The organism is Polaromonas sp. P4_H1, from assembly GCF_056400945.1.
In genome coordinates, this window is record NZ_JBFUKG010000011.1 from 108283 (window position 1) to 130404 (window position 22122).

At 64.0% G+C, this 22122-nt stretch carries 21 protein-coding genes; 11 read left to right on the forward strand and 10 right to left on the reverse strand.

Going from position 1 to position 22122, the window contains the following annotated elements; genetic code table 11:
• Positions 1-42: 42 nt before the first annotated feature.
• The 6 genes from AC1DS5_RS15475 to AC1DS5_RS15500 all read right to left on the reverse strand — a co-directional run bounded on the left by AC1DS5_RS15475 (position 43) and on the right by AC1DS5_RS15500 (position 5220).
• Positions 43-678, reverse strand: a complete 636-nt coding sequence (locus tag AC1DS5_RS15475) for a LysE family transporter (RefSeq protein WP_477719137.1) — start codon at positions 676-678, stop codon at positions 43-45.
• A gap of 244 nt (positions 679-922) precedes the next feature.
• Positions 923-1519 (reverse strand): hypothetical protein, encoded by a 597-nt coding sequence (locus AC1DS5_RS15480; RefSeq protein ID WP_477719138.1) that lies wholly within the window; start codon positions 1517-1519, stop codon positions 923-925.
• A 17-nt stretch (positions 1520-1536) separates the two neighbouring features.
• A complete protein-coding gene (locus tag AC1DS5_RS15485; protein WP_477719139.1) occupies positions 1537-1923 on the reverse strand; it encodes a DUF488 domain-containing protein in 387 nt (128 codons plus the stop codon).
• Positions 1924-1983: 60 nt separating this feature from the next.
• Positions 1984-2745 carry a molybdate ABC transporter substrate-binding protein gene (locus AC1DS5_RS15490; RefSeq protein WP_477719140.1) on the reverse strand — a complete coding sequence of 254 codons (762 nt, stop codon included), beginning with the start codon at positions 2743-2745 and terminating at the stop codon, positions 1984-1986.
• A gap of 351 nt (positions 2746-3096) precedes the next feature.
• On the reverse strand, positions 3097-3372 hold the full coding sequence (locus tag AC1DS5_RS15495) for a DUF3303 domain-containing protein (RefSeq protein ID WP_477719141.1): 276 nt from the start codon (positions 3370-3372) through the stop codon (positions 3097-3099).
• Between the two features lie 237 nt (positions 3373-3609).
• Complete coding sequence (locus tag AC1DS5_RS15500; RefSeq protein WP_477719142.1) at positions 3610-5220, reverse strand: B12-binding domain-containing radical SAM protein; 1611 nt, start codon at positions 5218-5220, stop codon at positions 3610-3612.
• 236 nt (positions 5221-5456) lie between these two features.
• Between AC1DS5_RS15500 and AC1DS5_RS15505 the strand changes: the two genes are divergently transcribed.
• The 4 genes from AC1DS5_RS15505 to AC1DS5_RS15520 all read left to right on the forward strand — a co-directional run bounded on the left by AC1DS5_RS15505 (position 5457) and on the right by AC1DS5_RS15520 (position 10635).
• The gene (locus AC1DS5_RS15505) at positions 5457-7649 is read left to right on the forward strand and encodes a protein-disulfide reductase DsbD family protein (protein ID WP_477719143.1); all 2193 of its coding nucleotides are present in this window, start codon (positions 5457-5459) and stop codon (positions 7647-7649) included.
• A 94-nt stretch (positions 7650-7743) separates the two neighbouring features.
• Positions 7744-8175 (forward strand): CoA-binding protein, encoded by a 432-nt coding sequence (locus AC1DS5_RS15510; RefSeq protein WP_477719144.1) that lies wholly within the window; start codon positions 7744-7746, stop codon positions 8173-8175.
• 209 nt (positions 8176-8384) lie between these two features.
• The gene (locus AC1DS5_RS15515) at positions 8385-9131 is read left to right on the forward strand and encodes a hypothetical protein (RefSeq protein ID WP_477719145.1); all 747 of its coding nucleotides are present in this window, start codon (positions 8385-8387) and stop codon (positions 9129-9131) included.
• 178 nt (positions 9132-9309) lie between these two features.
• A complete protein-coding gene (locus tag AC1DS5_RS15520; RefSeq protein ID WP_477719146.1) occupies positions 9310-10635 on the forward strand; it encodes a class I SAM-dependent methyltransferase in 1326 nt (441 codons plus the stop codon).
• Positions 10636-10718: 83 nt separating this feature from the next.
• Here the strand turns inward: AC1DS5_RS15520 and AC1DS5_RS15525 are convergent, their stop codons facing one another.
• A complete protein-coding gene (locus AC1DS5_RS15525) occupies positions 10719-11024 on the reverse strand; it encodes a hypothetical protein (protein ID WP_477719147.1) in 306 nt (101 codons plus the stop codon).
• Between the two features lie 217 nt (positions 11025-11241).
• On the opposite strand from AC1DS5_RS15525, the gene AC1DS5_RS15530 reads away from it, so the two are divergent.
• Positions 11242-13827 (forward strand): EAL domain-containing protein, encoded by a 2586-nt coding sequence (locus tag AC1DS5_RS15530; RefSeq protein ID WP_477719148.1) that lies wholly within the window; start codon positions 11242-11244, stop codon positions 13825-13827.
• An 81-nt stretch (positions 13828-13908) separates the two neighbouring features.
• Here the strand turns inward: AC1DS5_RS15530 and AC1DS5_RS15535 are convergent, their stop codons facing one another.
• Positions 13909-14286, reverse strand: coding sequence for an aminoacyl-tRNA synthetase (locus AC1DS5_RS15535; RefSeq protein ID WP_477719149.1), 378 nt, complete (start codon positions 14284-14286; stop codon positions 13909-13911).
• 137 nt (positions 14287-14423) lie between these two features.
• On the opposite strand from AC1DS5_RS15535, the gene hemE reads away from it, so the two are divergent.
• The 3 genes from hemE to priA are packed head-to-tail and all read left to right on the forward strand — an operon-like array spanning position 14424 to position 18296.
• Positions 14424-15533: a uroporphyrinogen decarboxylase gene (gene hemE, locus AC1DS5_RS15540; protein ID WP_477719150.1), complete on the forward strand. Its 1110-nt coding sequence runs from the start codon at positions 14424-14426 to the stop codon at positions 15531-15533.
• Between the two features lie 49 nt (positions 15534-15582).
• On the forward strand, positions 15583-15912 hold the full coding sequence (locus tag AC1DS5_RS15545; RefSeq protein WP_477719151.1) for a hypothetical protein: 330 nt from the start codon (positions 15583-15585) through the stop codon (positions 15910-15912).
• Entirely contained in the window at positions 15909-18296 is a 2388-nt protein-coding gene (priA, locus tag AC1DS5_RS15550; protein WP_477719152.1) for a replication restart helicase PriA, read from the forward strand. The genes AC1DS5_RS15545 and priA overlap by 4 nt, the downstream gene beginning before the upstream one ends.
• 200 nt (positions 18297-18496) lie before the next feature.
• On the opposite strand, the gene AC1DS5_RS15555 is transcribed toward priA, so the two are convergent.
• Positions 18497-18811 (reverse strand): hypothetical protein, encoded by a 315-nt coding sequence (locus AC1DS5_RS15555; protein WP_477719153.1) that lies wholly within the window; start codon positions 18809-18811, stop codon positions 18497-18499.
• Positions 18798-19052, reverse strand: coding sequence for a DUF1488 family protein (locus AC1DS5_RS15560; protein ID WP_477719154.1), 255 nt, complete (start codon positions 19050-19052; stop codon positions 18798-18800). Before AC1DS5_RS15560 ends, AC1DS5_RS15555 begins: the two co-directional genes overlap by 14 nt.
• Before the next feature lie 321 nt (positions 19053-19373).
• Here AC1DS5_RS15560 and AC1DS5_RS15565 point away from each other — a divergent pair, with 321 nt between their 5' ends.
• From AC1DS5_RS15565 to sufC, 3 genes are read left to right on the forward strand one after another with little or no spacing between them, the layout of a single operon-like run.
• The gene (locus tag AC1DS5_RS15565) at positions 19374-19838 is read left to right on the forward strand and encodes an SUF system Fe-S cluster assembly regulator (protein WP_477719155.1); all 465 of its coding nucleotides are present in this window, start codon (positions 19374-19376) and stop codon (positions 19836-19838) included.
• A 35-nt stretch (positions 19839-19873) separates the two neighbouring features.
• Positions 19874-21322 (forward strand): Fe-S cluster assembly protein SufB, encoded by a 1449-nt coding sequence (gene sufB / locus AC1DS5_RS15570; protein ID WP_477719156.1) that lies wholly within the window; start codon positions 19874-19876, stop codon positions 21320-21322.
• Positions 21323-21334: 12 nt separating this feature from the next.
• Positions 21335-22105, forward strand: coding sequence for a Fe-S cluster assembly ATPase SufC (gene sufC / locus AC1DS5_RS15575; RefSeq protein ID WP_477719157.1), 771 nt, complete (start codon positions 21335-21337; stop codon positions 22103-22105).
• The last annotated feature ends 17 nt before the right edge of the window (positions 22106-22122 follow it).

Genomic DNA, 22122 nt, shown 5'->3' on the forward strand with positions numbered 1-22122 from the left:
GGGGGCATTTCGACGGCGGCTGAAGGGGCCGGCTTCAACCACCTATGAAACAGCCTGCGACCTCGCTTCGCGCAACGACGCAGCCAGCAGGCCAAGCCCCAGAGCGCCGACAATGACCGACGCGATGCGGTTGGCGACATGTCGTGTGCGGGAATAGGCGCTTCGGACTCGCTCGCGAGAGAACATGTAGGCGAGCAGCAGGTGCCAACACAGCGCATTCACCACAACCATTGCGACCGCCGACACCTGAAGAAGCAGGCCCGGTTCAGCTGGAAACGACGCAGCAAAGACGCTGCCGAAGAACAGTGCCGCCTTGGGATTGGTGATGTTGGTGAGAAAACCGAGACGAAAGGCTGCCAACGCAGAGGCTGACGTGGCACGCCCGTTCAAGGCCATGCTGTTGGAGCGCCACAGGCGACTGGCGACATGCAGCAAGTACAACCCGCCAGCGATTTGAAGTGCCAGACGCAACTGGGGAAATGCCTGAAAGAAGGCGTGCACGCCGAGCACCGCACAACTGGCCCATATGCAAGCGCCGACAGTGACGCCCATCGCCGCGAATGCCGCGCTTCGCGCACGATCACTCGCCGCCAGCTGAGACACCAGCAGCACGTTGGCACCGGGACTGAGCAGCGCAGCAACGTGAAGAAACCAGATGCCAAGGAGAGTTGAGAGCATGAAGAGACCTCTTCGGAAGGGGAAACCCATTATCCCCAAGACAATGAAACGTTGCCGTGAATGTACTTGCCGTGCATCGCACGCATGCAAGAACTTCGACAGGCTCAGCCCGAACACTGAAAATTTAACGGCGCCAGTTATTTTGCTAATCATTCAACAGCCTCTTTTTCCCGCGCCACGCACGGGATAGAAGCACAAGGCGCTGATAAATTCAAACCCGCACATGGCAAAGGACGGCGAGGGGTCAGCCCTCGACATCAAAGAACCCCTTGTACATATTGATGCTTCTCTCTTCGTTCTTTGGGAGCAAAGAGACCAACTCCGTGGCGAAAGGCTCAGGAAGCCCCGTTCCCCGGGTGATCCGGCTGTCGATATACCAGTCGGCCCTGTGCCGCTTGAGTGCTTTTTCAATGAGAAAGCAGTTGGCCATGGCCCAGCTCGACGTCTTGAGCACTATGGCACGCGGCTGCCCGGCGGGTGAGCCCTGGAAGACAGGGGTGGTCAGCGTGTCGTCCGGGAAGGTGCGCCCCCTGACCGCCATGGCATAGGTACGGATGCCGGACTGAAGCTCCAGCGCGCGCTTGAATTCGCTCAGCTCATGCAGAACCGCCAGCCTGGTGTGCGCCGGCGTCGTGTTGTACGAGAGCAGCAGTACCGAGTCATTCCAGACGTATCCGTGGCTGTGGTGTGGCAAGCCTGAATTGATCTTCTCGACCGCGAACCGATGCATCTCGATCATCGCCAAGGATGCGCGACCGCTTGCCGCGTCGCCCTTCGTTCCCACGAAGTCGAATGCCGTCACGATGCACGCAGGCCAGTCGATGGAAGGGCTGGGCGTCATGTGGCTCGACGCGCGGGCTATTCCAACCTGGCCTCGCGTTCGGCGAGCAGCGCACGCAATACGGAACGATGGCAATGCGATTCGTCTTCGCAATAACACCCGACGGAGAAGTTGGCGTGCTGCGACAGCGTGGCAAGCAGATCGAGTGTCCGGCTGTTGTCGGGTGTGGCCATTTCGGTGCGGTACTTCTTGATGAAGGAAAGCCATTCTTTCGGCGTTGTGGCCTGCTGGGAAAACTTCATGGTGTCGACGCTGGGCGCCAGGTTGGGGAACCAGACGTCGTACCAGTTCTGCGCAGCAAACGCCTCTTTGGGAACGCCGCGTGGCGGACGGCGGACCGTGCCAATGCGGGTGCCTTCATCCTCGAGTCGCGCGCTACCCAGCCTGACAACACGAATGACCATGTGTATCCCCTCGGTTCGGCGTCATGTTTACGCTGCGCGTTCCGGTTGAAGATGCCTTGTTCAGTTGGGCTCCAAACCCTTGGCCTTCAGGACCACCTTCGTGGCTGGGGTAGTCAGCACATCAATGAACGCCTGAGCGGCACCGGGGTCCTTGGCTCCGGCCGCCGCAGCCGCCGTAAACGCGGAGTAGACCTGAACTTCCGACGGCAGCGGGCCGACCAGTCGAGCACCCTGCACATCAAGAATCTCACTGATCTGGGTAAAGCCCATTTCGACCTGACCCGCTGCCACGGCCTCCGGTGCGGTTGTTGTGGTAACCACAACAGTCTTCGCGCTCATCACGTCGGTGATTGCAAAGCGCTCGAATATTCTCTTCATGATTGGCCCCGTTGCGCCCTGCGCGGAGTACGCAATCGACTTCGCGGATAGCAGCGCCTGCTTCAGTTCCTCGCCTGTAGTGATGGGCCGTGTGGCGGCCCCTTTCGTGACGGCAATACCGACGCCTGACCTGGCCACATTGATTCGGCCGTCCTGTGTCAGCCGGCCCTGTTTGATCAAGTCGTCTACTGCGGCAACCGTCAACAGCGCAACGTCACAAGGCGCGCCCCTTTCGATTTCAGCCTTGAGCTCCGCTGTTGTCGCAAATCGCAAGGTTAGCTTGTGCTTGGAGTCGCGTTCAAACGCTGGGGCAATCTCCTCCAATACGGACTTTGCCGCCATCGTACTGAAAACAACGATCTCCGCCGCTTGAGCGCTGGCGCTTAACGCGCCCCACAACGAGACCGAAATTGCCGCGATCGCGGCGACAGAGCGAAGTGCCATGGTATGTCTCCTGATTAATTAGGCTGACCACTGCATTGCACAGGTCTGCGGTGCGCAGTGATTGCCCACACGGAAAGGCCACGTCACGCCTAACGAATGAAAGGGACTTCCCCGGCCGAAGCTAGCCGGGGGAAGTGCGAACTTTCATCAACTCACCCGGAAGGGGAAATCATGGCCATTATCACCATGGGGATTGCTCTCGCCAAGAGCATCTTTGCCGCGCATGGCGTGGATGCGTTTGGCGCACCCACACTTGTGCACCCGCGTCCCACGCGACGCCTTGCCGGGATTGATGGCCAAACGGCCACCGCTACCGGCTTTTGGCGGCGGTGGCGATGTAAAGGCTGGCGCTCAGCGCTTGCCCAGCGACGCCAGCACCGCGGCGGCGTCGGCGTCCTCCACGCAGGGCGTGACCACGATCGGGAGCAGGTCGGCCCATTGCGCCTGAAAGAGGTACAGAGCCTTGGCGTCGCCAGACTCGATGACCGCGAAGCCCTGGCCGTTCATGCCGTGCCAGCGTCCCAACATCTCCACACCCTTGGGCGGCGCGCCCCCGGTCTCCAGAAAACGCGCCACGGCGGCGCTATACGTACCCGGCGGCAAGGTCCAACTGAGGATGTACTTCATGACAATCTCCAGAAATCATTGACAAGGCTTGCCGCTGCTTGCACCTCGGCCTCGCGGCATCCCTATCCCATTGGCCGACCTGGGGCTTGGGAAGCGTACTCCGCAAATCAGTCGAACGGAAGCCCCATCCGTTCTTGTTTGCAACATGGGGTGACATGAGGTGAAGCGAAGGCTTCGACCGGTTCAGTCCGAACGGTGAAAACTGGAACTGCGCGCTTGCGCAGTGCCCAGTGTCCGTCAAGCGGCAGCCGCAGCCTTCTGTATCTCCTCACGATGCACCTGCTGACTGACATGCCGGCTTTGCCGCTCAGCCCTGAGCTTCCCGGACACGGCCGGCAAGGCAAGCCGCTCGGCACTCAGCAGTTCAGCCAGGCACTGGGGCCGCCCCCGCGCCCCACTGGCCCGGTAGTCCGCCATCAACGCGGCGCGCACTTCGCCCGCCGCCAATCCGCGCGTCAGGGTGAGGTGCTCAAACAGCAGATCCACCAGCTTCTCCAGCGCAAATTCGTGCGTCTTGCCGGTGGTTTGCCAGAGCCAGTCGCTGAAAGCCAGGAAATGGTTAAACGCCGAACCGGGCTCCAGCAGCAGTTTGAGCCCCAGCGCAAACCGCCCCGAGTTGGCCACCATCTCCCAATAGCGTGCAAAGCGGTTGATGCGCTGCATGGTGGCGAAGTCAATCGTCGAATTCTGCAGAATCGTGTAGGGCGTCTGCGGGTCGTAGGCCATTGCAAAGTCGGCCGTGTGCCGGGTAATCGGCGTGCCGCGCAGGCGCTTCAAAATGCCAAACTGGATTTCGTGGGGGGCCAGTTCATACAGGCGGTCAACCCCCTGGGCAAAGCTTTCCAGCGTTTCACCGGGCAGGCCAAAAATCAGGTCGGCATGCACATGCGCCTGGCTCTGCCCCACCAGCCAGCGCAGGTTGTCAGCGGTTTTGACGTTGTCCTGCTTGCGTGAAATGCGCTGCTGCACATCGGGGTTAAAGCTCTGGATGCCGACTTCGAACTGCAGCGAACCGGCGGGGAACTGCACGATCAGCGCTTTCAGCCGGTCGGGCAGGCTGTCAGGCACCACCTCAAAATGCACGAACAGATCGGGTGCGGCCTGAATCCGGCCGTCCGCATCCTTCATGCGGTCCAGGAAAAACTGCAGGATGCGCACCGAGTGCTCCACCTTCAGGTTGAAGGTGCGGTCGACAAACTTGAAGTTGCGCGCGCCGCGCCGGTAGAGCGCCTCCATCTCGGCCATGAACAGGTCCAGGTCAAAGGCCCAGGCGGTCTTGTCGAGCGAGCTCAGACAGAACTCGCACTTGAACGGGCAGCCGCGCGAGGCCTCCACATACAACAGGCGCTTGGCGAGGTCTTCAGCGGTGTACTCGCCGTACGGCAAGGCCAGTTCCGCGAGTGCGGGCTGCTCGCCGGCAATCACCTTCATCAGCGGCTTCGGGCCGTCCAGCAGGGCGCGGCAGAGTTTGGGAAAGCTCACATCGCCCCAGCCGGTGACCACATGGTCGGCCAGGCGGCAAATCTCCTGCTCGCCCGTTTCGTAGCTGACCTCGGGCCCGCCCAGCACCACCTTGATGTCCGGCCTCAGGGTTTTCAAAAGGCGCACCACCTGGGTGGTTTCGACCACGTTCCATATATAGATGCCGAGACCGATCACCGCGGGGTTGAGCGCCAGCAACTCCTCGACAATCTGCATGGGCCGCTGCTGGATGACGAACTCCCGCAGCTGTGTCTGGGCACGCAGCCCCGCTCCGCCATGCGCATCCATATTGGCCAGCAGGTAGCGCAAACCCAGGGAGGCGTGGATGTATTTGGCGTTCAGGGTGGCAATAACGATGCGCGGCATGGGCCTATTATCGGAGTTGCACCTGCAGAGGGCTGTAATAAACCCCCTGGCGGTCTGACTAACCACCACACAAACCCGGCAATCAACCACGCCACGCCACCCCTGAATTTGCCCTGATCTGGCCCTCCTTCGGCCCCGCGGCGCCCGGTTTTGACAAACCGGCCTCGATGCTGGCGATGATGAAGGCCAGGCCCGCCCCGGAACTAAAGCCGCCGCCCTCTGCTCACACCTCCACCATGAATTTCAAGTGTTCCCCGTTTGCTGCGTTTTTTGCTGCTGTTTTGATAGCTGTGGGCGTAATAAGTACGCCGGCTTATGCACAGAATAACCAGAATTCCCAGGCAAATTTCCTGAACCAGGGTGGCCGCCCCGCATCGGGCGCCCTGGTGACCACCGAGCAGGTGCGCGCCGAACTGCTGGCCTGGGCCCCCGAGGGCGTGGAGGCGGGCAAGCCGCTCTGGCTGGGTCTGCAATTGACGCACCAGCCCGAATGGCACACCTACTGGAAAAATTCCGGCGATTCCGGCCTGCCGACGCAGCTGGCGTGGCAGTTGCCGGCCGGCATCACGGCCGGTGAGATCGCCTGGCCAACCCCAAAAAAAATCCCGGTCGGCACGCTGGCCAACTATGGCTACGAAAACACCGTGCTGCTGCCCGTGCCGCTCACGGTGGCGCCCGGGTTCAACGGTGCCCAGCTCAACGTCAAGCTCAATGCCGCCTGGCTGGTCTGCCGCAAGGAGTGCATCCCGCAGGAAGGCGAGTTCACGCTGAGCCTGCCGGTCAAAAGCTCCACGGCGCTGAGCGGCAAGGCCTTCCAGGCCACGTTTGATGCCACGCCCACCGCCTTGCCGGCAGGCGCCAGCCAGGTCGAAGTCAGCGGCAAGGCCATCAAGGTCGCCCTGAGCGGGTTGCCGGCTGGCCTGCAGGGCAAGACCCTCGATTTTTTCCCCGAAACCGGCAGCGTGATTGAGCCGGCGGCGCCGTGGCAGCAAGCCTGGCAGGGCGCGGTGTGGACGGCGCAAGTGCCACTGTCCGGCCAGCGTACCGAGAGCCCCACGCAGCTGCCGCTGGTGGTCGCTTTCCAGCAAAGCGCCTATCGCATCGAAGCACCCGTCAAGGGGCCGTGGCCGGCCGTGGCCGCTGCCGCCGTGGTGCCGCCGGCGCTCGAGGCCGCCCTCCGAGCCAATGCCTCGGCCGGTGCCGCGCCGGTGCAGGCCGGCGGGCCACCCCTGAGCCTGCTGGCTGCGCTGCTCGGCGCCCTGGTGGGCGGCATGATTCTTAACCTGATGCCCTGCGTGTTTCCCGTGCTGGCCATCAAGGTGGTGAGCTTTGTGCACGTGAAGGATCCGGGCACCCGCGTGAGCACCGGCCTGGCCTATACCGCCGGCGTGGTGCTGTCGTTTTTGGCGCTGGGCGCCCTGCTGCTGGGCCTGCGGGCCGCGGGCGAGCAACTGGGCTGGGGTTTTCAGCTGCAAAACCCGGCGGTGGTTGCCGCACTGGCCGCCCTGTTCACGCTGCTGGGCCTGAACCTGGCGGGCCTCTTCGAGTTTGGCCACTTCCTGCCCGACCGGGTCACCCGCCTGCAGTCCACGCGACCTACCATCAACGCTTTCCTGTCGGGCGTGCTCGCCAGCGCGATTGCCTCCCCCTGTACCGCGCCGTTCATGGGCGCCTCGCTGGGGTACGCGGTGGGCTTGCCGGCGCTGCAGGCGCTGGCCATGTTTGCCGCCATCGGCCTGGGCATGGCCTTGCCTTACCTGGCCGCCAGCGCCGTGCCGGCTGTGGCGCGCGCCCTGCCACGCCCCGGCCACTGGATGGTGACCTTCCGCCAGCTGATGGCCTTCCCGATGTTTGCCACCGTGGCCTGGCTGGTCTGGGTGCTGGGCCAGCAAAGCGGCATCGACGGCGCCGGCGCGCTGCTCGCCCTGCTGGTGCTGATGGCGCTGGTGCTCTGGTCGCTGACCCTCCAGGGCCGGACACGGACGCTGTTTGCGACGTTTTCCATAGCGCTTGCTGCGGCCGGCTTGCTGACAATCGGTCAAAACATTACCAAGCCGCTGCAGGCGTCTGCTCCCGCCATCGCCACCTCCGAAAGATGGCAGGCCTGGGAGCCGGGACGGGTCGACCAGCTGACAGCCCGGGGCCAGAGCGTGCTGGTGGATTTCACCGCCGCGTGGTGCGTCACCTGCCAGTACAACAAGAAAACCACGCTGGCCAACACCGCCGTGCTGGCCGACATCGATGCGAAAAACGTCGCACTGCTGCGCGCCGACTGGACGCGCCGCGACCCGGCAGTAACGGCGGCGCTGACCCAGCTGGGCCGCAGTGGCGTGCCGGTGTATGCCATCTACAAACCGGGCCACGCTCCGGTCATCCTGTCGGAAGTGCTGTCGGTCGATGACCTGCGGGCCGAACTGGCCAAGCTGTGACCTTTGTACGAATTGGTAACGCCGCGGATAAGGCCGTCAGAAAATGGTAAGTTAGCTAGTATAGTGATCCCTCACAGCCCGCGAGGTATTTGTCATGACCCAGGTTTCCCACGCAGAGCGTATTCCGCACATTCTCAAGCACATGCAAACCATTGCGGTGGTCGGGCTGTCGCCCAAGCCGCATCGCGCCAGTTTTGGCGTGTCGCGCTACATGCAGGCCCAGGGCTACCGCATCATCCCGGTCAACCCCAACGCCACCGAGGCGCTCGGCGAGAAGTCCTATCCCTCGCTGACCGAAGCCGCCAAGCATGAAAAGATCGATCTCGTGAACTGCTTTCGCAACAGCGAAGACATCCCGCCCATCGTCGATGAGGCCATCGCGATAGGCGCCAAAGCCGTGTGGATGCAGTTGGGCATCGAGAACCGGGCGGCGGCCGCCAAGGCGCAGGCGGCCGGGCTACTGGTCGTGCAGGATCAGTGCATCAAGGTCGACCACACCGTGCTGCTGTCGCGCGGCCTGATATAGGCCGATAAAGTCCGACAAGGCGGGCACGCTGCTGCAGCCACCACGGCCTCCGTCTCCTCGCAATGCGTGCTGTACGCTGTTGCCGGCGGGGCTGATCGCCACCATCCCTCCTTTCCTCAATCTGACCGGGCGCGCGCGGCCAGCTATTTAATCCATAGCAAGCCACGTTTGGTGCTTGCGGCATTCCGGCTTGTCCCCGAGAATGCCGCATGCCCACGCTGCGCCCTCATGTGCCGTTTCCCTTCCTGCTGCCGGGTCTGCTGGCGCTGCTGCTGGCGGGCTGCGCCTCCACCGCGCCCGCGCCGCGCGGCGAGGCACAGTCCGCCCCCATCGCCTCCTCGGAATTGGGGCAATCCGACGTGAACCGCATGGCCACACTGGGCATGCGCGACAACCTGGAGAGCCTGCTGCGCCTGGGCGACAAGCTCTACCGGCGCAACCCGGCCGAGTGGCGAAAAACCGGCCTGGCCAGCCGCGAGGCTGCGCTAGCCCAGCTGCGCAGCGCCGTGGAGAACCGCAGCCCCTGGCCCGAGCTGCAGGGCAAACGCGACATCGCAGCCCTGTCGCTGGCACTGGCCGGCGACTTCAAGGGCGACCGTGTGGCGGCTTTCATTTACGCCAGTGCCGACATGCTGGTCACGGCCCACGGCGGTAAAACCAGTTTCTACCTGACCGATGCGCTGGACGCCCAATACATCTACAACGCGGCCCGCAACATCGAGATCGCGGTGTGGCTGCTCTCCAGCCGGCGCAACAGCGCAGGCCAGCCGCTGCTGCTGGCCGACGAGATTTCCGAGCGCGAGCGCAACCTGAGCTTCGAGCGCGAGTTCGGCAAGGTGATCGGCCGGCTCGACCTGCTGGCGGTCGTGCTGACCGAAAAATACCGCCGCGCCGTGATCACCTATGTACAGAACCTGCTGGGGGGCACCTTTCTGCAGTTTTTGCCGGTGAGGTAAGCACACCCCCTTCTCGGCTCACTTCGTGTAGCCGGATCCCCCCTTGCAGGGGGCGACTGCTGTGGCCCGGCATAGCCGGTTCCACGCCGTCACTTGGTCTGGGCGGCTGCGCTGGCGTCATGGCTCTTCGGGCGGAGACAATACCTCTGTTTGCCATTCCCTTTTCCGGAAAATGCCCATGCCCGACAACTACCTGCCGCAGGTCAGAAGCCAGTACGAAGCCCTGCCCTACCCGCCGTGCAACCCGGAGGACGAGCGCCAACGCCTGGTGCTGACCTGGCTGGAAGACCTGCCGATGATCAACCACTACTGCTTTGCCGGAAAGCAGTCGTTTCGCAACGGCTTCAGGGCCCTGGTAGCGGGCGGCGGCACGGGTGACGCCACGATCTTCCTGGCCGAGCAGCTGCGCGCGACCGACGCCGAGATCGTGCACCTGGACATGAGCGAGGCGAGCATCGCGCTGGCAAAGGAAAGGGCGCGCATTCGTGGCCTGAACAACATCACGTGGGTGCACGACTCGCTGCTCAACCTGCCCCGCCTGGGCCTGGCGCCCTTCGACTACATCAACTGCAGCGGTGTGCTGCATCACCTGGCCGACCCTGACCTGGGCTTCGGGGCCCTGCGCGCGGTGCTCAAGCCCGAGGGGGCCATCGGCCTGATGGTCTACGCCACGGCGGGGCGCACCGGCATCTACCAGATGCAGGCCCTGATGCGGCTCGTCAACGGCACGCAGGCTGACGACCAGCGCAAGATTGCCAACACCCGCGACCTGCTGGCCAGCCTGCCGCCCAGCAACTGGTTCAAGCGCAGCGAAGACCTGCACCACGACCACAAGGCCGGGGACGCGGGCATTTACGACCTGCTGCTGCATTCGCAGGACCGTTCGTACTCGGTGGGCGAGCTGTTTGACTGGCTGGGGCATAACGCCGCAGGCACGGGAGGGCACGGCCTGCACCTCGAATTCACCGACGTGCAGCGTGGCCGTTCGCCCTACCTGCCGCACATGGTGCTGGGCAGCCAGCCACCGGCCATGGCCGGCGAACTGCGCAAGATGGCGCGCCGGCGGCAGTATGAGATGGCCGAACTCATGATCGGCAACATCATCACCCATTCGCTGTACGTCACGCGCGATGCCGGCTGTACCGCGCCTTACGGCAATGCCGAATACGCGCCTTTTTTCTTCCATGAGCCGCTGACCGGCGACGTCGCGGCACAGGTCTTCAGCAGCAACCGCGGCCAGCCTTTCCTGCTCCGGCACCAGCACTCCGGCGTGTCGGTGATGGTCAACCCCGGCCGATATGGGCCGCAAATCCTTCGCCTGATTGATGGCCAGAGAACGTTCGGCGAGATTTTTGATCAGTTTCGCGCAGACTGGCGCGGCCAGGCGGCCGCACCGGACAACGCGGCGCTGTTCGCCGATTTTTCAGAATCATTTGAAGCCCTGAACGCGCTGGACCGCCTGCTGCTGAGGCATCCGCAAGCCGGCACGGCTGCTGCGCCCTAGCCTTACCGCTCTTGCAGCCGCCCGGGGCGCGGACCAAGGTCTGCCCGCGGCAGCGCTTACACCATCGGCTTTACACCATCCGCTTATGCCACCTGGGTAAAGAGATCCGGAGTCATCGCTGGCGGGGGCGGGTCGGTCACCTGCAAATCGACCACCACCACCAGTTCTCCACCGAAACGGCCGATGCCGAGGCCGCTCATCAGGCGCCGCTCTTCTTCGGGGGATGCCATTCGCACAAAGCACAAGGCCTGCTGCCTGCCGGCTTGCGTGGCCACCAGGATGTTGAGTTGGGTGACCGAACCAAATCTGGCGCACCGCCGGCCCAGGGCCGATCGCAGCGCTGCCATGTCAGGGCATCGTCCCAGTTCGTCGAGTTCCTCAGTCGTCATCAGCCATTTACCCCCTCCTGTATGTGCATTCAGCATCGCGGGTGGCAGACAGGCGTTTGATGAGGCAAATGCGAACTGCACTGTAGGACAAGGTCGCCGTCCGGTAAAAAACAGAACGTTTTGCAACGCTTTGCCGTGAACGCTTGCAAATCTGGCCCAAAAGAAGCGGCGCAATACGCCACGATTCCCGCTTGTTGTCAAAAAACAGGGTTTGCCCGTGTCTGTGTCACTTTCCGTCATTGAGTTAGCATCCCGGCGGCCCGCCTCCGCGCTGCGCCATGAGGCTTCAGCCCCTCCCCCGCATCCATTCCTTCGGGAAACCGACCGGCTCACCCGGCTGGCCGCCCGGTCATGCGGCGTGACTATTGCCATGGTGGTGTTGCAGGAAGAGGGCCAGGCGGTTTTCAGCGCCGGCACCGGCTTTGCGGCGCCAGCGCGCGAGGGCCTGGTCACGCTGTGTGCCGCCACGCTGGAAACACCACTCTGCGCTCCCACGTTGCCAGCCCCCTACGCACCGGGCATCCGTTTTTACCGGGGCTTCCAGATGATCGGGGAAGACGGCGCGCTGCTGGGCCTGCTGGCGGTAATGGACACACTGCCCCGAAGCCTGAGCCGCGAGCAGGAAGAAGGCCTGCAGACGTTGGCCGGGCTGCTGGCGGGGCAACTGGAGTTGCGCCACCAGCGGCACGCGCTGGATGCCGAGCGCCAGCACATCGGCACCACCACGCGGCAGACCCAGGAAGACGCACACCGGCTGGCAACGCGGCTGAGCATCACGCTGGAAAACATCTCGGAAGGCTTTTACACGCTCGATCCCGAATGGCGATTTACCTACCTCAGCCGCGAAGGCGAACGGCTGCTGGGCAGGCCCGGTACGGAGTTGCTGGGAAAAAGGATCTGGAAAGAGTTTCCCGGCATCATCAATACGACCTTCGGGGAACAGATAGAGGCCGCGGTCGCAAGCAACCAGCAGGTGGAGTTTGAGGCCCACTTTGCGCCGATGGACAGGTGGTTTGAAGTACGCGCCTATCCGTATCCGGACGGCGTGGCGATCTACTTTCGGGACATCAGCGAACGGCGCAAGGCCCGCGAGCAGCTCATGCTGCTGGAAACCAGCATCTCGCATCTGAACGACATCGTGCTCATCACCGAGGCCGTGCATACCGGCAAACCCGGCCTGCGCATCATCTTCGTCAACAACGCCTTCGAGCGCCACACCGGGTATGGCCGCGACGAGGCCCTGACCCAGTCACCCCGGCTGCTGTGCGGGCCGTTGACGCAACGCAGCGAACTGGACCGCATCAACAAGGCTTTCCTGCGGGGTGAGCCGGTGCAGGCCGAGCTGATCACCTACCGCAAGGATGGCAAGCACTTCTGGATGGAAGTCGACATCGTGCCGGTGGCCGATGATGCGGGCGTCTTTTTCACCCACTGGGTTGCCGTGGGACGGGACATCACGCGGCGCAAGGTGGCCGAAAGCGAAATCATGCACCTGGCCTTTTACGATCCGCTGACCCAGCTGCCGAACCGGCAGCTGCTCATGGACCGCCTGCAGCTGGCACTGGCCCACCCCCCGCAACTCCCGCGCGAAGGTGCGCTGATGTTCATCGACATGGACAACTTCAAGATCCTCAACGACACCCTGGGCCACCACAAAGGCGATCTGCTGCTGCAGCAGGTCGCCGAGCGCCTGACGGCGTGCGTGCGCACCGCCGACACGGTGGCGCGCCTGGGCGGGGACGAGTTTGTGGTCATGCTGGAGAACCTCGGCCACGACCCCCGCGAGGCTGCCGCGAAGGCCCAGGTGGTGGGCAAGCATATTCTTGCGGCACTCAGCGAGCCCTACCTCCTGGCAGGCCACCAGCACTACAGCACGTGCAGCATCGGCGTGACCTCGTTCAACCAGAACCACAACAGCATTGGGGACCTGCTGAAGCAGGCGGACCTGGCCATGTACCAGGCCAAGACCGCCGGACGCAACACCCTCTGCTTTTTTGACCCGGTGACGCAGGCGGCGGTGTCGGCCAGCGCAGCACTGCAGTCGGACCTGCGCCAGGGCCTGCGCGAAAAACAGTTCCTCCTGCATTACCAGCCACAGGTTGGGCGCGACGGCCGCATGATGGGTGCGGAAGCCCTGCTACGCTGGAACCACCCGGTACGCGGCATGGTGTCGCCTGCGGAATTCATTCCGGTAGCGGAAGATTCGGGGTTGATCCTGCCGCTGGGCCAATGGGTACTGGAAACCGCCTGCCACCAGCTGGCCACCTGGGCCCAGCGGCCTGAAACGGCGGCACTGAGCATTTCAGTCAACGTGAGTGTGCGGCAGTTCCGCCACCCGGAATTCGTCGACCTCGTCATGGCCGCCCTGAACGACACGAAAGTCAGCCCGCACAAACTCAAGCTGGAGCTGACCGAAAGCCTGCTGGCCGATGACATGGACATCACCATCGGCAAAATGGCCAAACTCAAGGCCATGGGCGTGACCCTGTCGATCGACGATTTCGGCATGGGGTATTCCTCGCTCTCCTGCCTCAAGCGCCTGCCGCTGGACCAGCTGAAGATCGACAAATCCTTTGTGGCGGACATACTGCGCGACCCGAATGACGCAGCGATCGCACGCACCATCATCGGCCTGGCGCAAAGCCTGGGGCTGGGCGTGATGGCCGAGGGGGTCGAGACCGAAGCGCAGCGCGAGTTTCTGTACCGCCAGGGCTGCGAGAGCTACCAGGGTTACCTGTTCTGCAAGCCGCTACCCATCGATGCGCTGGAAGAATTCATGAAAAACCCGGCGCCCGGCGGCTGAACCGGCGGACGAGCCCGCCCGTTCACGCGACCTCTAAAAGAGAAAGAGGCCGGGCGTGAAAAGTCGAGAAAGTCAAGAGAATCAGGAGCTTGTTTCTGGAGCGGCTTTGGCAACCTTGCCGTGCTCCAGCAAAAACACCACCTCCCGGACAATGCCGAACATCACCGCGCGGTCCCGACCGGGATGGTCGGCAAAGTGAACCACGGTGGAGCCCATGGTTGCAAAGCTGGTCTCCGTCTGCCCCGACTCCTTGCCATACACCACCGTGATGCCGTAGCGGGTCATCAGCGGCCCGCAGGCGCCCCAGTCGCGCGTCCACTGCGGCAGCGCCTGGGCGTTGTCCCAGAGCGTGCCCGCGCTTTCATAGCACTCTTCAATATGCTGGTGGCCCAGCAGCTGTGCCAGGTGCCGTTCCTTGGCAATGCAGCTGCGAAAGTACTCTTGGTCGTTCATGCGCATGGCGAAGTCCTTCTTCGAGTCAGATGAAAGCTCACGGCACCATGGTAAATCTGAATCGCGGCGCTGGATAGACGCCGGCCCCCGCCGATGCGGCCTGCCTGCCACACCAGCCCCTGCCGACCTGAGACAATCTGCTCATGTTTGCACCACTTCAAAACGACACCTTTCTGCGTGCCTGCCTGCGCCAGGCCACCGACCACACGCCCGTCTGGCTGATGCGCCAGGCCGGCCGCTATTTGCCCGAATACCGCGCCACCCGCGCCCGGGCCGGCAGCTTCATGGGGCTGGCCACCAACACCGATTACGCCACCGAGGTCACGCTGCAGCCGCTGGAGCGTTACCCGCTGGATGCGGCCATCCTGTTTTCCGACATCCTGACCGTACCCGACGCCATGGGGCTGGGCCTGTCGTTCGAGCTCGGCGAAGGCCCGCGTTTTGCCACCCCTGTGCGCGACGAAGCGGCGGTGGCCCGGCTGGCGGTGCCCGATATGGGCAAGCTGCGCTATGTGTTTGACGCCGTCACTTCGATCCGCAAAGCCCTTCATGGCCGGGTGCCGCTGATCGGTTTTTCCGGCAGCCCCTGGACGCTGGCCTGCTACATGGTCGAGGGAGCAGGCTCGGACGACTACCGGCTCGTCAAGACCATGCTGTACCAGCGCCCCGACCTGATGCACAAAATGCTGGCCGTCAACGCCGACGCGGTGGCCGCCTACCTGAACGCGCAGATTGAGGCCGGCGCCCAGGCCGTGATGATTTTTGACAGCTGGGGCGGCGTGCTGGCCGACGCGGCCTTCCAGACCTTCAGCCTGGCCTACACCGCGCGCGTGCTGGGCCAGCTCAAGCGCGAGCACGATGGCGTGAAGATTCCACGCCTGGTCTTCACCAAAGGCGGCGGGCAGTGGCTGGAAGCCATGGCGGCCCTCGACTGCGAGGTGCTGGGCCTGGACTGGACCGTCAACCTCGCCCAGGCCCGCGCACGGGTCGGCGAGAACGGACCCCATGCCAAGGCCCTGCAGGGCAACCTGGACCCCAACGTGCTGTTTGCCGGCCCGGCCCAGATCGAAGCCGAAGCGGCGGCCGTACTGGACAGCTTTGGCCGGCCCCACTTGGACGCCAGCCAGCCCGGACCCACCCACATTTTCAATCTCGGCCATGGCATCAGCCAGCACACACCGCCGGAAAGCGTGGAAGTCCTGGTCCGAGCAGTACACACTCACTCTCGCCGCATGCGCACAGCCGGGGCTTGAAGCGGCTGCCAAGCCCCCTCTGACAAGCGATGGAGCCGTCATTTCAGCCATGACTAGCATAAAACCAGGCCCGGGGTGTTGGACTTATGCACAAAATCTGTGCTCCGCCGCCGCAACGCACACAGCCCCGCCGCTACCCCGCTATCAAAGCCATAGCGCAGCTAAGTTATTGATTTATATAGAAACTTCAAATTGCTTTTTTTCCGGGCATTTTAAGAAAAGCCTTGATTTACAAGGCTTCGCGCTGATCCCCGGGAAGCTATCAACAAAGTTATCCACAGAAAATCTGGAAATCTGTAAAGCAGTGATAAATCAAGGACTTAGCGCGCTAACTGGAAGTGCTTTTGAAGATGTTCGCGCATCTGCCTGTCCCGCATGACCTGCTGGATCGAGGTGGTCATGGCCACGCCCGCCCACAGTGCCGTCGCGGGGCCCCTGACCTATCGAAGTGAGCTCCCACTGCTTCCGGGTGCGCTGGTGCGTGTGCCCTTGGGCCGGCGGGAAGTGCTGGGCGTGGTGTGGAGCCTCTTGCCGGACAGCGGTGGCCTGCCGGAAAAGCAGGTCCGCGCCATTGCCGGCGTATTCGACGGACTGCCGCCCCTGTCCGCAACCTGGCGAAAACTGGTTGCCTTCACGGCCGGCTACTACCAGCGCTCGCTGGGCGAAGTGGCGCTGGCCGCCCTGCCGCCGCAACTGCGCGAGCTCAGCGCCGTGCAGCTGGGCCGCCGGCTCAAGCGGCCCACGGTGGACAGCAGCCACGCCCCGGACACTGCTGATTTAATAGCACTCACCCCCCAGCAGATGCGGGCACTGGCCGAATTTGACGCCGACACCCGGCCCGCCCTGCTGTTTGGCGCCACCGGCAGCGGCAAAACCGAGGTCTATCTGCGGGCCGCGGCACGGGTACTTGAGCAGGACCCGGACGCCCAGGTGCTGGTCATGGTGCCCGAAATCAACCTCACCCCGCAGCTGCAGGCCCGTTTTGAGGCGCGCTTTGCCCACCTGGGCAAGGAGCGGGTCGTGCCCCTGCACAGCGGGCTCACGCCGGCCCAGCGGCTCAAGAGCTGGCTGGCGGCCCATACGGGGCAGGCCCGGCTGGTGCTCGGCACGCGCATGGGGGTGCTGGCCTCCTTGCCCAATCTGCGCCTGCTGGTGGTCGACGAGGAACACGACCCGAGTTACAAGCAGCAGGAAGGCGCACGCTACTCGGCGCGCGACCTGGCGGTCTACCGCGCCAAGCTGGAAACCGGGGACGCCACACATCCCCACGGTCCCTGCCGCGTGCTGCTGGGCTCGGCCACGCCCTCGCTGGAAAGCTGGCAGGCCACCCTCACCGGCCGCTACCAGCGCCTCATCATGGATGAGCGTATAGGAGGCATGGCCCCCACGCTTGTCGCTTCGCGTACTGCGCTGCCCCCCGAGGGGACTGGCCTTGCTTGGGGCGGCCCGGCGCTGCGGCCGGCCCCCACGCTTGTCGCTTCGCGTGCCTCCGGCGGTGCGCTGCCCCATTCACCAGAGGAAGGGGCTAATTTTCCTGGGGGCGGCCCGTCGGAAAATTCCGCGCCCCCGACGACCGGCGGGGAGGCCGCGCCCTATGGCGCCGGGCCGCGGCCTGGCCCCTCCTCGCCTCCGAAGGCCAGGGAGCCAGGCGCCTCGGGAGAGGCGGGCAGCCTGCCCACTGTGCGGCGCGTGGACATGAACCACCAGCCCAAGCACTGCATCATCGCGCCGCCGTTGCTGGACGCGATCGCGCAGCGCGTGGCGCGCGGCGAGCAGTCCCTGATTTTTTTGAACCGGCGCGGCTATGCGCCGGTGCTGGCCTGCCATGACTGCGGCTGGAAAAGCGAGTGCCCGCATTGCAGCGCGTTTCGCGTCTTCCACAAGATAGACCGCACGCTGCGCTGCCACCACTGCGGTTTCACCGAGCGCGTGCCGCGCGCCTGCCCCAGCTGCGGCAACATCGACATCGCGCCGGTGGGGCGCGGCACCGAGCGGCTGGAAGAGCATCTGGCCGAACTGCTGGCTGGCGTGAAGCGGCCGGACGGCGAGCCGGTGCGCATCGCCCGCATCGACGCCGACACCACGCGGCTCAAGGGCGCGCTCGAATCGCAGCTGGCCAGCGTGCATGCCGGCGAGGTCGACGTGCTGGTCGGCACGCAAATGATTGCCAAGGGCCATGACTTCCGGCACATCACGCTGGTGGCGGCCGTCAACCCCGACGGGGCGCTGTTCTCCAGCGACTTCCGCGCGCCCGAACGCCTGTTCAGCCTGCTGATGCAGGCCGGAGGCCGGGCCGGCCGCGATGCCCGGCACAGCGAGGCCAGCGAGATGTGGGTGCAGACTTTCCACCCGGATCATCCGCTGTTCGAGGCGCTGAAAAAACACGACTACCCGGCCTTTGCCGCACAGCAGCTGACAGAGCGCCAGGCGGCCGGCATGGCGCCCTTCGGTTTCTCGGCGCTGGTGCGCGCCGAGGCCCGCACGCAGGAGGTGGCGCAGGGCTTTCTCAACGCCGCGGCAGCATCGGCCACGGCGCAGAAAATCACCGGCCACGACCAGGTGACAGCCTACCCGGCGGTGCCGATGACGATCCAGCGCGTGGCCAACATCGAGCGCGCACAGATGCTGGTGGAAAGCCCGTCACGCGCGGCCCTGCAGCGCTTTCTGGCCGCCTGGCAGCCGGTGCTGTTTGACACCCGCCAGCACAGCGATTTCAAAAGCCTGATCCGCTGGGCGGTGGATGTGGACCCGATTGCGATTTAACCTGGAAACGGCAGTTGGATGCGCTGTCACCCAGAAGGTGAATGCGATCGAAGAGGGAAAAGTCAATGTGCTTGCGGCTTTCCTGAAGTTTGCGCTCACCCTTCCGGAAAGCCGACCCTCAACGTTCAAAGCCCGGTGAACCAAATCGCAGAAAGACAGAACACAGAACTCGAGCGGGCCGCCCTCTTTCGACAAGCCATTTAGGGCCCCTTCATACGCTCGGATTCCATGGCGGCATTGCGCTCCTCACTGGCCTCAATGGGTTCCATGTCCTCGTCGATGGATGCCCCCGCGCGTTCTGCGGCCGCTTTCGTTTCGTCAGCAGTCGCGCCGAGCCCTTCACCATCGTCATCGCCTGGAGGCTCCAGCATGTCTTTCAGCATGGCCGCCAACTCCGGTGTGTCCCACGGCTCGCCATGCTGCTTTTTCTTTTTGATGTAGTGTCTGATTTCTGCGTCTTGCTCCGCGGTCAATGGAAGCCCACGGAAAGTGCTTTTAGGGTCAATGTCGGGCATGGTGTTCCTCCGGGGTTGGTCTCGCACTCCGGCGCAGGGGAGGCCGCCGTCGGCACGGATACGTGAAGGACGTGAAGACCGCCAGCACGGCGGATTCGTCGGAACCCATCACGGGCGGATGCGATGGCACCGCGCCGTCTGCCAGGAAGTCGATCTCGCGCGCGTTGTCGCAGCCCCAGAGGCACACACAGTGCCTGGATGCGTCGTAGCTGCGGCTGGGGTTGGAAAACTTGGGCGCCATGCGGTCATCCTAGTCCTATTTAGTGACGGCGTAATCACGGCCTGAGTAATCACCGTGCATCGTGTGGCTTCCGTCCTGGCGTCAGCCCCTCGGCTCTGAGGCCGGGTTTGTGACAGGGGAAAAAGCAGCACGAAAAGCCGCACGCAGAGGCGAATATCCCTGCGCCAACGAATGGCCGCTCCTGACCGGACTGTGCCTGCCTCGGTTCAAGCTCCAGACGCGACCCGAAGCCGAGGTTCAACCTTGTCCATGCCTGGGGAGGCTTGCATTTCCGGACATTTAGGACTAAATTGGTTCCATATAAAGAGGAAGGCCACGGCAATGTTGAGACTGAGCAAGCTGACCGACTACGGCACGGTGATCATGACCCACATGGCGCGGCAGCCGGCCCACGTCTACAGCGCCGCTGAAGTGGCCACCGCGACAGGCGTGACAGTCCCCACGGCGAGCAAGATCCTGAAGACGCTGGCACGGGAAAACCTGCTGCAGTCGCTGCGCGGCGCCCACGGCGGTTACCTGTTGTCGCGGCCACCGGATGAGATTTCCATTGCCCAGGTCATCGACGCGATGGAAGGGCCGGTCGGCGTGACCGAGTGCAGCGCCGCCCTTGGCCTCTGCGCGCAGGAAGGTTCGTGTTCGTTGCAGGCGAACTGGCAGCGCGTCAACCAGATCATTCGCCGCGTGCTGAGCGACCTCACGCTGGCGGACATGGCGCAACCGGTGTTTCGGCCGGTGAACGTCGGCGCACTGCGGGCCCGGCAGCCACGCGAGGGCGTGAGGCAGTAGCAGACGCGGTCGCAACGGGCAACGGGAGATGACACATGGCAAACTCCACAGTCAAACTCGACGAACTGATCAGTCAGGGCTACCAGCACGGCTTCTACACCACCGTGGAGACGGACACCGTGCCGCGCGGGCTCTCCGAAGACGTGGTCCGCCTGATCTCGGCCAAGAAGGGCGAACCGGAGTTCATGCTCGAATGGCGGCTGCGGGCCTATCGCCACTGGCTGACGATGACCGAGCCGCGCTGGGCCACGGTGCGCCACCCGCCCATCGCCTACCAGGACATCGCCTACTACTCCGCGCCGAAGTCGCGCAAGGACGGGCCGCAAAGCCTGGACGATGTGGACCCGGAATTGCTGCGGACCTATGAGAAGCTGGGCGTGCCGCTCGAGGAGCGCGCACTGCTGGCCGGCGTGGCGGTGGACGCGGTGTTCGATAGCGTGTCGGTGGCGACCACCTTCAAGGAGAAGCTGGGCGAGCTGGGCATTGTGTTCTGCTCGTTTTCCGAGGCGGTGCAGCAGCACCCCGACCTGGTGCGGCAATACCTCGGCTCGGTCGTGCCCTACACCGACAACTTTTTTGCCACGCTCAACTCGGCGGTGTTCAGCGACGGCTCGTTCTGCTACATCCCGCCGGGGGTGCGTTGCCCGATGGAGCTGTCCACCTACTTCCGCATCAATGCCAGCAACACCGGCCAGTTCGAGCGCACGCTGATCATCGCCGACGAGGGCGCCTACGTGAGTTATCTGGAAGGCTGCACCGCGCCGATGCGCGACGAGAACCAGCTGCACGCCGCGGTGGTCGAGCTGATCGCGCTGGAAGGCGCGCAGATCAAGTACGCGACGGTGCAGAACTGGTACCCCGGTGATAAGGAGGGCAAGGGCGGCATCTACAACTTCGTCACCAAGCGCGGCGACTGCCGCGGCGCCAACTCGAAAATTTCCTGGACCCAGGTGGAGACCGGTTCCGCCATCACCTGGAAGTACCCCAGCGTGATCCTGCAGGGGGACAACGCCGTGGGCGAGTTCTACTCGGTAGCGCTGACCAACCACTACCAGCAGGCCGACACCGGCACCAAGATGATCCACCTCGGGAAGAACACCCGCAGCACCATCCTGTCCAAGGGGATCTCGGCCGGCCACGGCCGCAACGCCTACCGCGGGCGGGTGCTGATGGCCAAAGGCGCTGCCGGCGCGCGCAACTACACGCAGTGCGACTCGCTGCTGCTGGGCGACCGGTGCGCGGCCCACACCTTCCCCTATATCGAAGTGAAGAACCCGACCGCCCGGGTCGAGCACGAGGCCTCGACCTCACGCATCGGCGAAGACCAGTTGTTCTACTGCCAGAGCCGCGGCCTCGCGCCGGAAGACGCGGTGTCGATGATCGTCAACGGCTTCTGCAAGGAGGTGTTCAAGGAGCTGCCGATGGAATTCGCGGTGGAGGCGCAAAAGCTGCTGGGCGTGAGCCTGGAAGGCAGCATCGGATGACAAGGACAGACCATGCTCGAGATCAGAAACCTGCACGTCTCCGTCGATGACAAGCCCATCCTGCGCGGTATCAATCTCACGATCCGGGCGGGCGAAGTGCACGCCATCATGGGGCCGAACGGCTCGGGCAAGAGCACGCTGGCCCATGTGCTGGCCGGGCGCGACAACCATGTGGTGACCGCCGGCGAGGTGCGCTACGAGGGCCGCAACCTGCTCGACCTGCCGCCTGAAGAGCGGGCGCGGAACGGGATTTTTCTGGCCTTCCAGTACCCGGTGGAGATCCCCGGCGTCGCCAACATCTACCTGCTGAAGGCGGCGCTCAATGCGCAGCGTTTGCACCGCGGCGAGCCGGAGCTGGACGCGGTGGACTTCCTCGCGCTGGTGAAGGGCAAGCTGGCGCTGATGGGCATGGACACCAGCCTGCTGTACCGCGCGGTAAACGAGGGCTTCTCCGGCGGCGAGAAGAAACGCAACGAGATCCTGCAGATGGCCGTGCTGGAGCCGAAACTCGCCATCCTCGACGAAACCGATTCGGGCCTGGATATCGACGCGCTCCAGGTCGTCGCGGGCGGCGTCAGCGCCATGCGCAGCCCGGAGCGGGCCATCGTGCTGGTGACCCATTACCAGCGCCTGCTCAACTACATCGTGCCGGACCACGTGCACGTGCTGGTGCAGGGCCGCATCGCGCTGTCCGGCGGACGGGAGCTGGCGCTGGAGCTGGAAAACCAGGGTTACGGCTGGATCGAGGCCGAAGCCAGCTGCCAGAAGGGAGCGATCTCATGAGCGCGGCGCAAAACCAC

Excerpts from the sequence above, each read along its gene's own strand:
- AC1DS5_RS15565 (WP_477719155.1), top strand. The coding sequence starts at position 19,374 with ATGTTGAGACTGAGCAAGCTGACCGACTACGGCACGGTGATCATGACC.
- AC1DS5_RS15515 (WP_477719145.1), top strand. The coding sequence starts at position 8,385 with ATGCCCACGCTGCGCCCTCATGTGCCGTTTCCCTTCCTGCTGCCGGGT.
- AC1DS5_RS15505 (WP_477719143.1), top strand. The coding sequence starts at position 5,457 with ATGAATTTCAAGTGTTCCCCGTTTGCTGCGTTTTTTGCTGCTGTTTTG.
- hemE (WP_477719150.1), top strand. The coding sequence starts at position 14,424 with ATGTTTGCACCACTTCAAAACGACACCTTTCTGCGTGCCTGCCTGCGC.
- AC1DS5_RS15485 (WP_477719139.1), bottom strand. The coding sequence starts at position 1,923 with ATGGTCATTCGTGTTGTCAGGCTGGGTAGCGCGCGACTCGAGGATGAA.
- AC1DS5_RS15520 (WP_477719146.1), top strand. The coding sequence starts at position 9,310 with ATGCCCGACAACTACCTGCCGCAGGTCAGAAGCCAGTACGAAGCCCTG.
- AC1DS5_RS15510 (WP_477719144.1), top strand. The coding sequence starts at position 7,744 with ATGACCCAGGTTTCCCACGCAGAGCGTATTCCGCACATTCTCAAGCAC.
- sufB (WP_477719156.1), top strand. The coding sequence starts at position 19,874 with ATGGCAAACTCCACAGTCAAACTCGACGAACTGATCAGTCAGGGCTAC.
- AC1DS5_RS15475 (WP_477719137.1), bottom strand. The coding sequence starts at position 678 with ATGCTCTCAACTCTCCTTGGCATCTGGTTTCTTCACGTTGCTGCGCTG.
- AC1DS5_RS15480 (WP_477719138.1), bottom strand. The coding sequence starts at position 1,519 with ATGACGCCCAGCCCTTCCATCGACTGGCCTGCGTGCATCGTGACGGCA.
- AC1DS5_RS15560 (WP_477719154.1), bottom strand. The coding sequence starts at position 19,052 with ATGGCGCCCAAGTTTTCCAACCCCAGCCGCAGCTACGACGCATCCAGG.
- AC1DS5_RS15525 (WP_477719147.1), bottom strand. The coding sequence starts at position 11,024 with ATGACGACTGAGGAACTCGACGAACTGGGACGATGCCCTGACATGGCA.
- AC1DS5_RS15545 (WP_477719151.1), top strand. The coding sequence starts at position 15,583 with ATGACTAGCATAAAACCAGGCCCGGGGTGTTGGACTTATGCACAAAAT.
- AC1DS5_RS15490 (WP_477719140.1), bottom strand. The coding sequence starts at position 2,745 with ATGGCACTTCGCTCTGTCGCCGCGATCGCGGCAATTTCGGTCTCGTTG.
- AC1DS5_RS15555 (WP_477719153.1), bottom strand. The coding sequence starts at position 18,811 with ATGCCCGACATTGACCCTAAAAGCACTTTCCGTGGGCTTCCATTGACC.
- sufC (WP_477719157.1), top strand. The coding sequence starts at position 21,335 with ATGCTCGAGATCAGAAACCTGCACGTCTCCGTCGATGACAAGCCCATC.
- priA (WP_477719152.1), top strand. The coding sequence starts at position 15,909 with ATGACCTGCTGGATCGAGGTGGTCATGGCCACGCCCGCCCACAGTGCC.
- AC1DS5_RS15535 (WP_477719149.1), bottom strand. The coding sequence starts at position 14,286 with ATGCGCATGAACGACCAAGAGTACTTTCGCAGCTGCATTGCCAAGGAA.
- AC1DS5_RS15495 (WP_477719141.1), bottom strand. The coding sequence starts at position 3,372 with ATGAAGTACATCCTCAGTTGGACCTTGCCGCCGGGTACGTATAGCGCC.
- AC1DS5_RS15500 (WP_477719142.1), bottom strand. The coding sequence starts at position 5,220 with ATGCCGCGCATCGTTATTGCCACCCTGAACGCCAAATACATCCACGCC.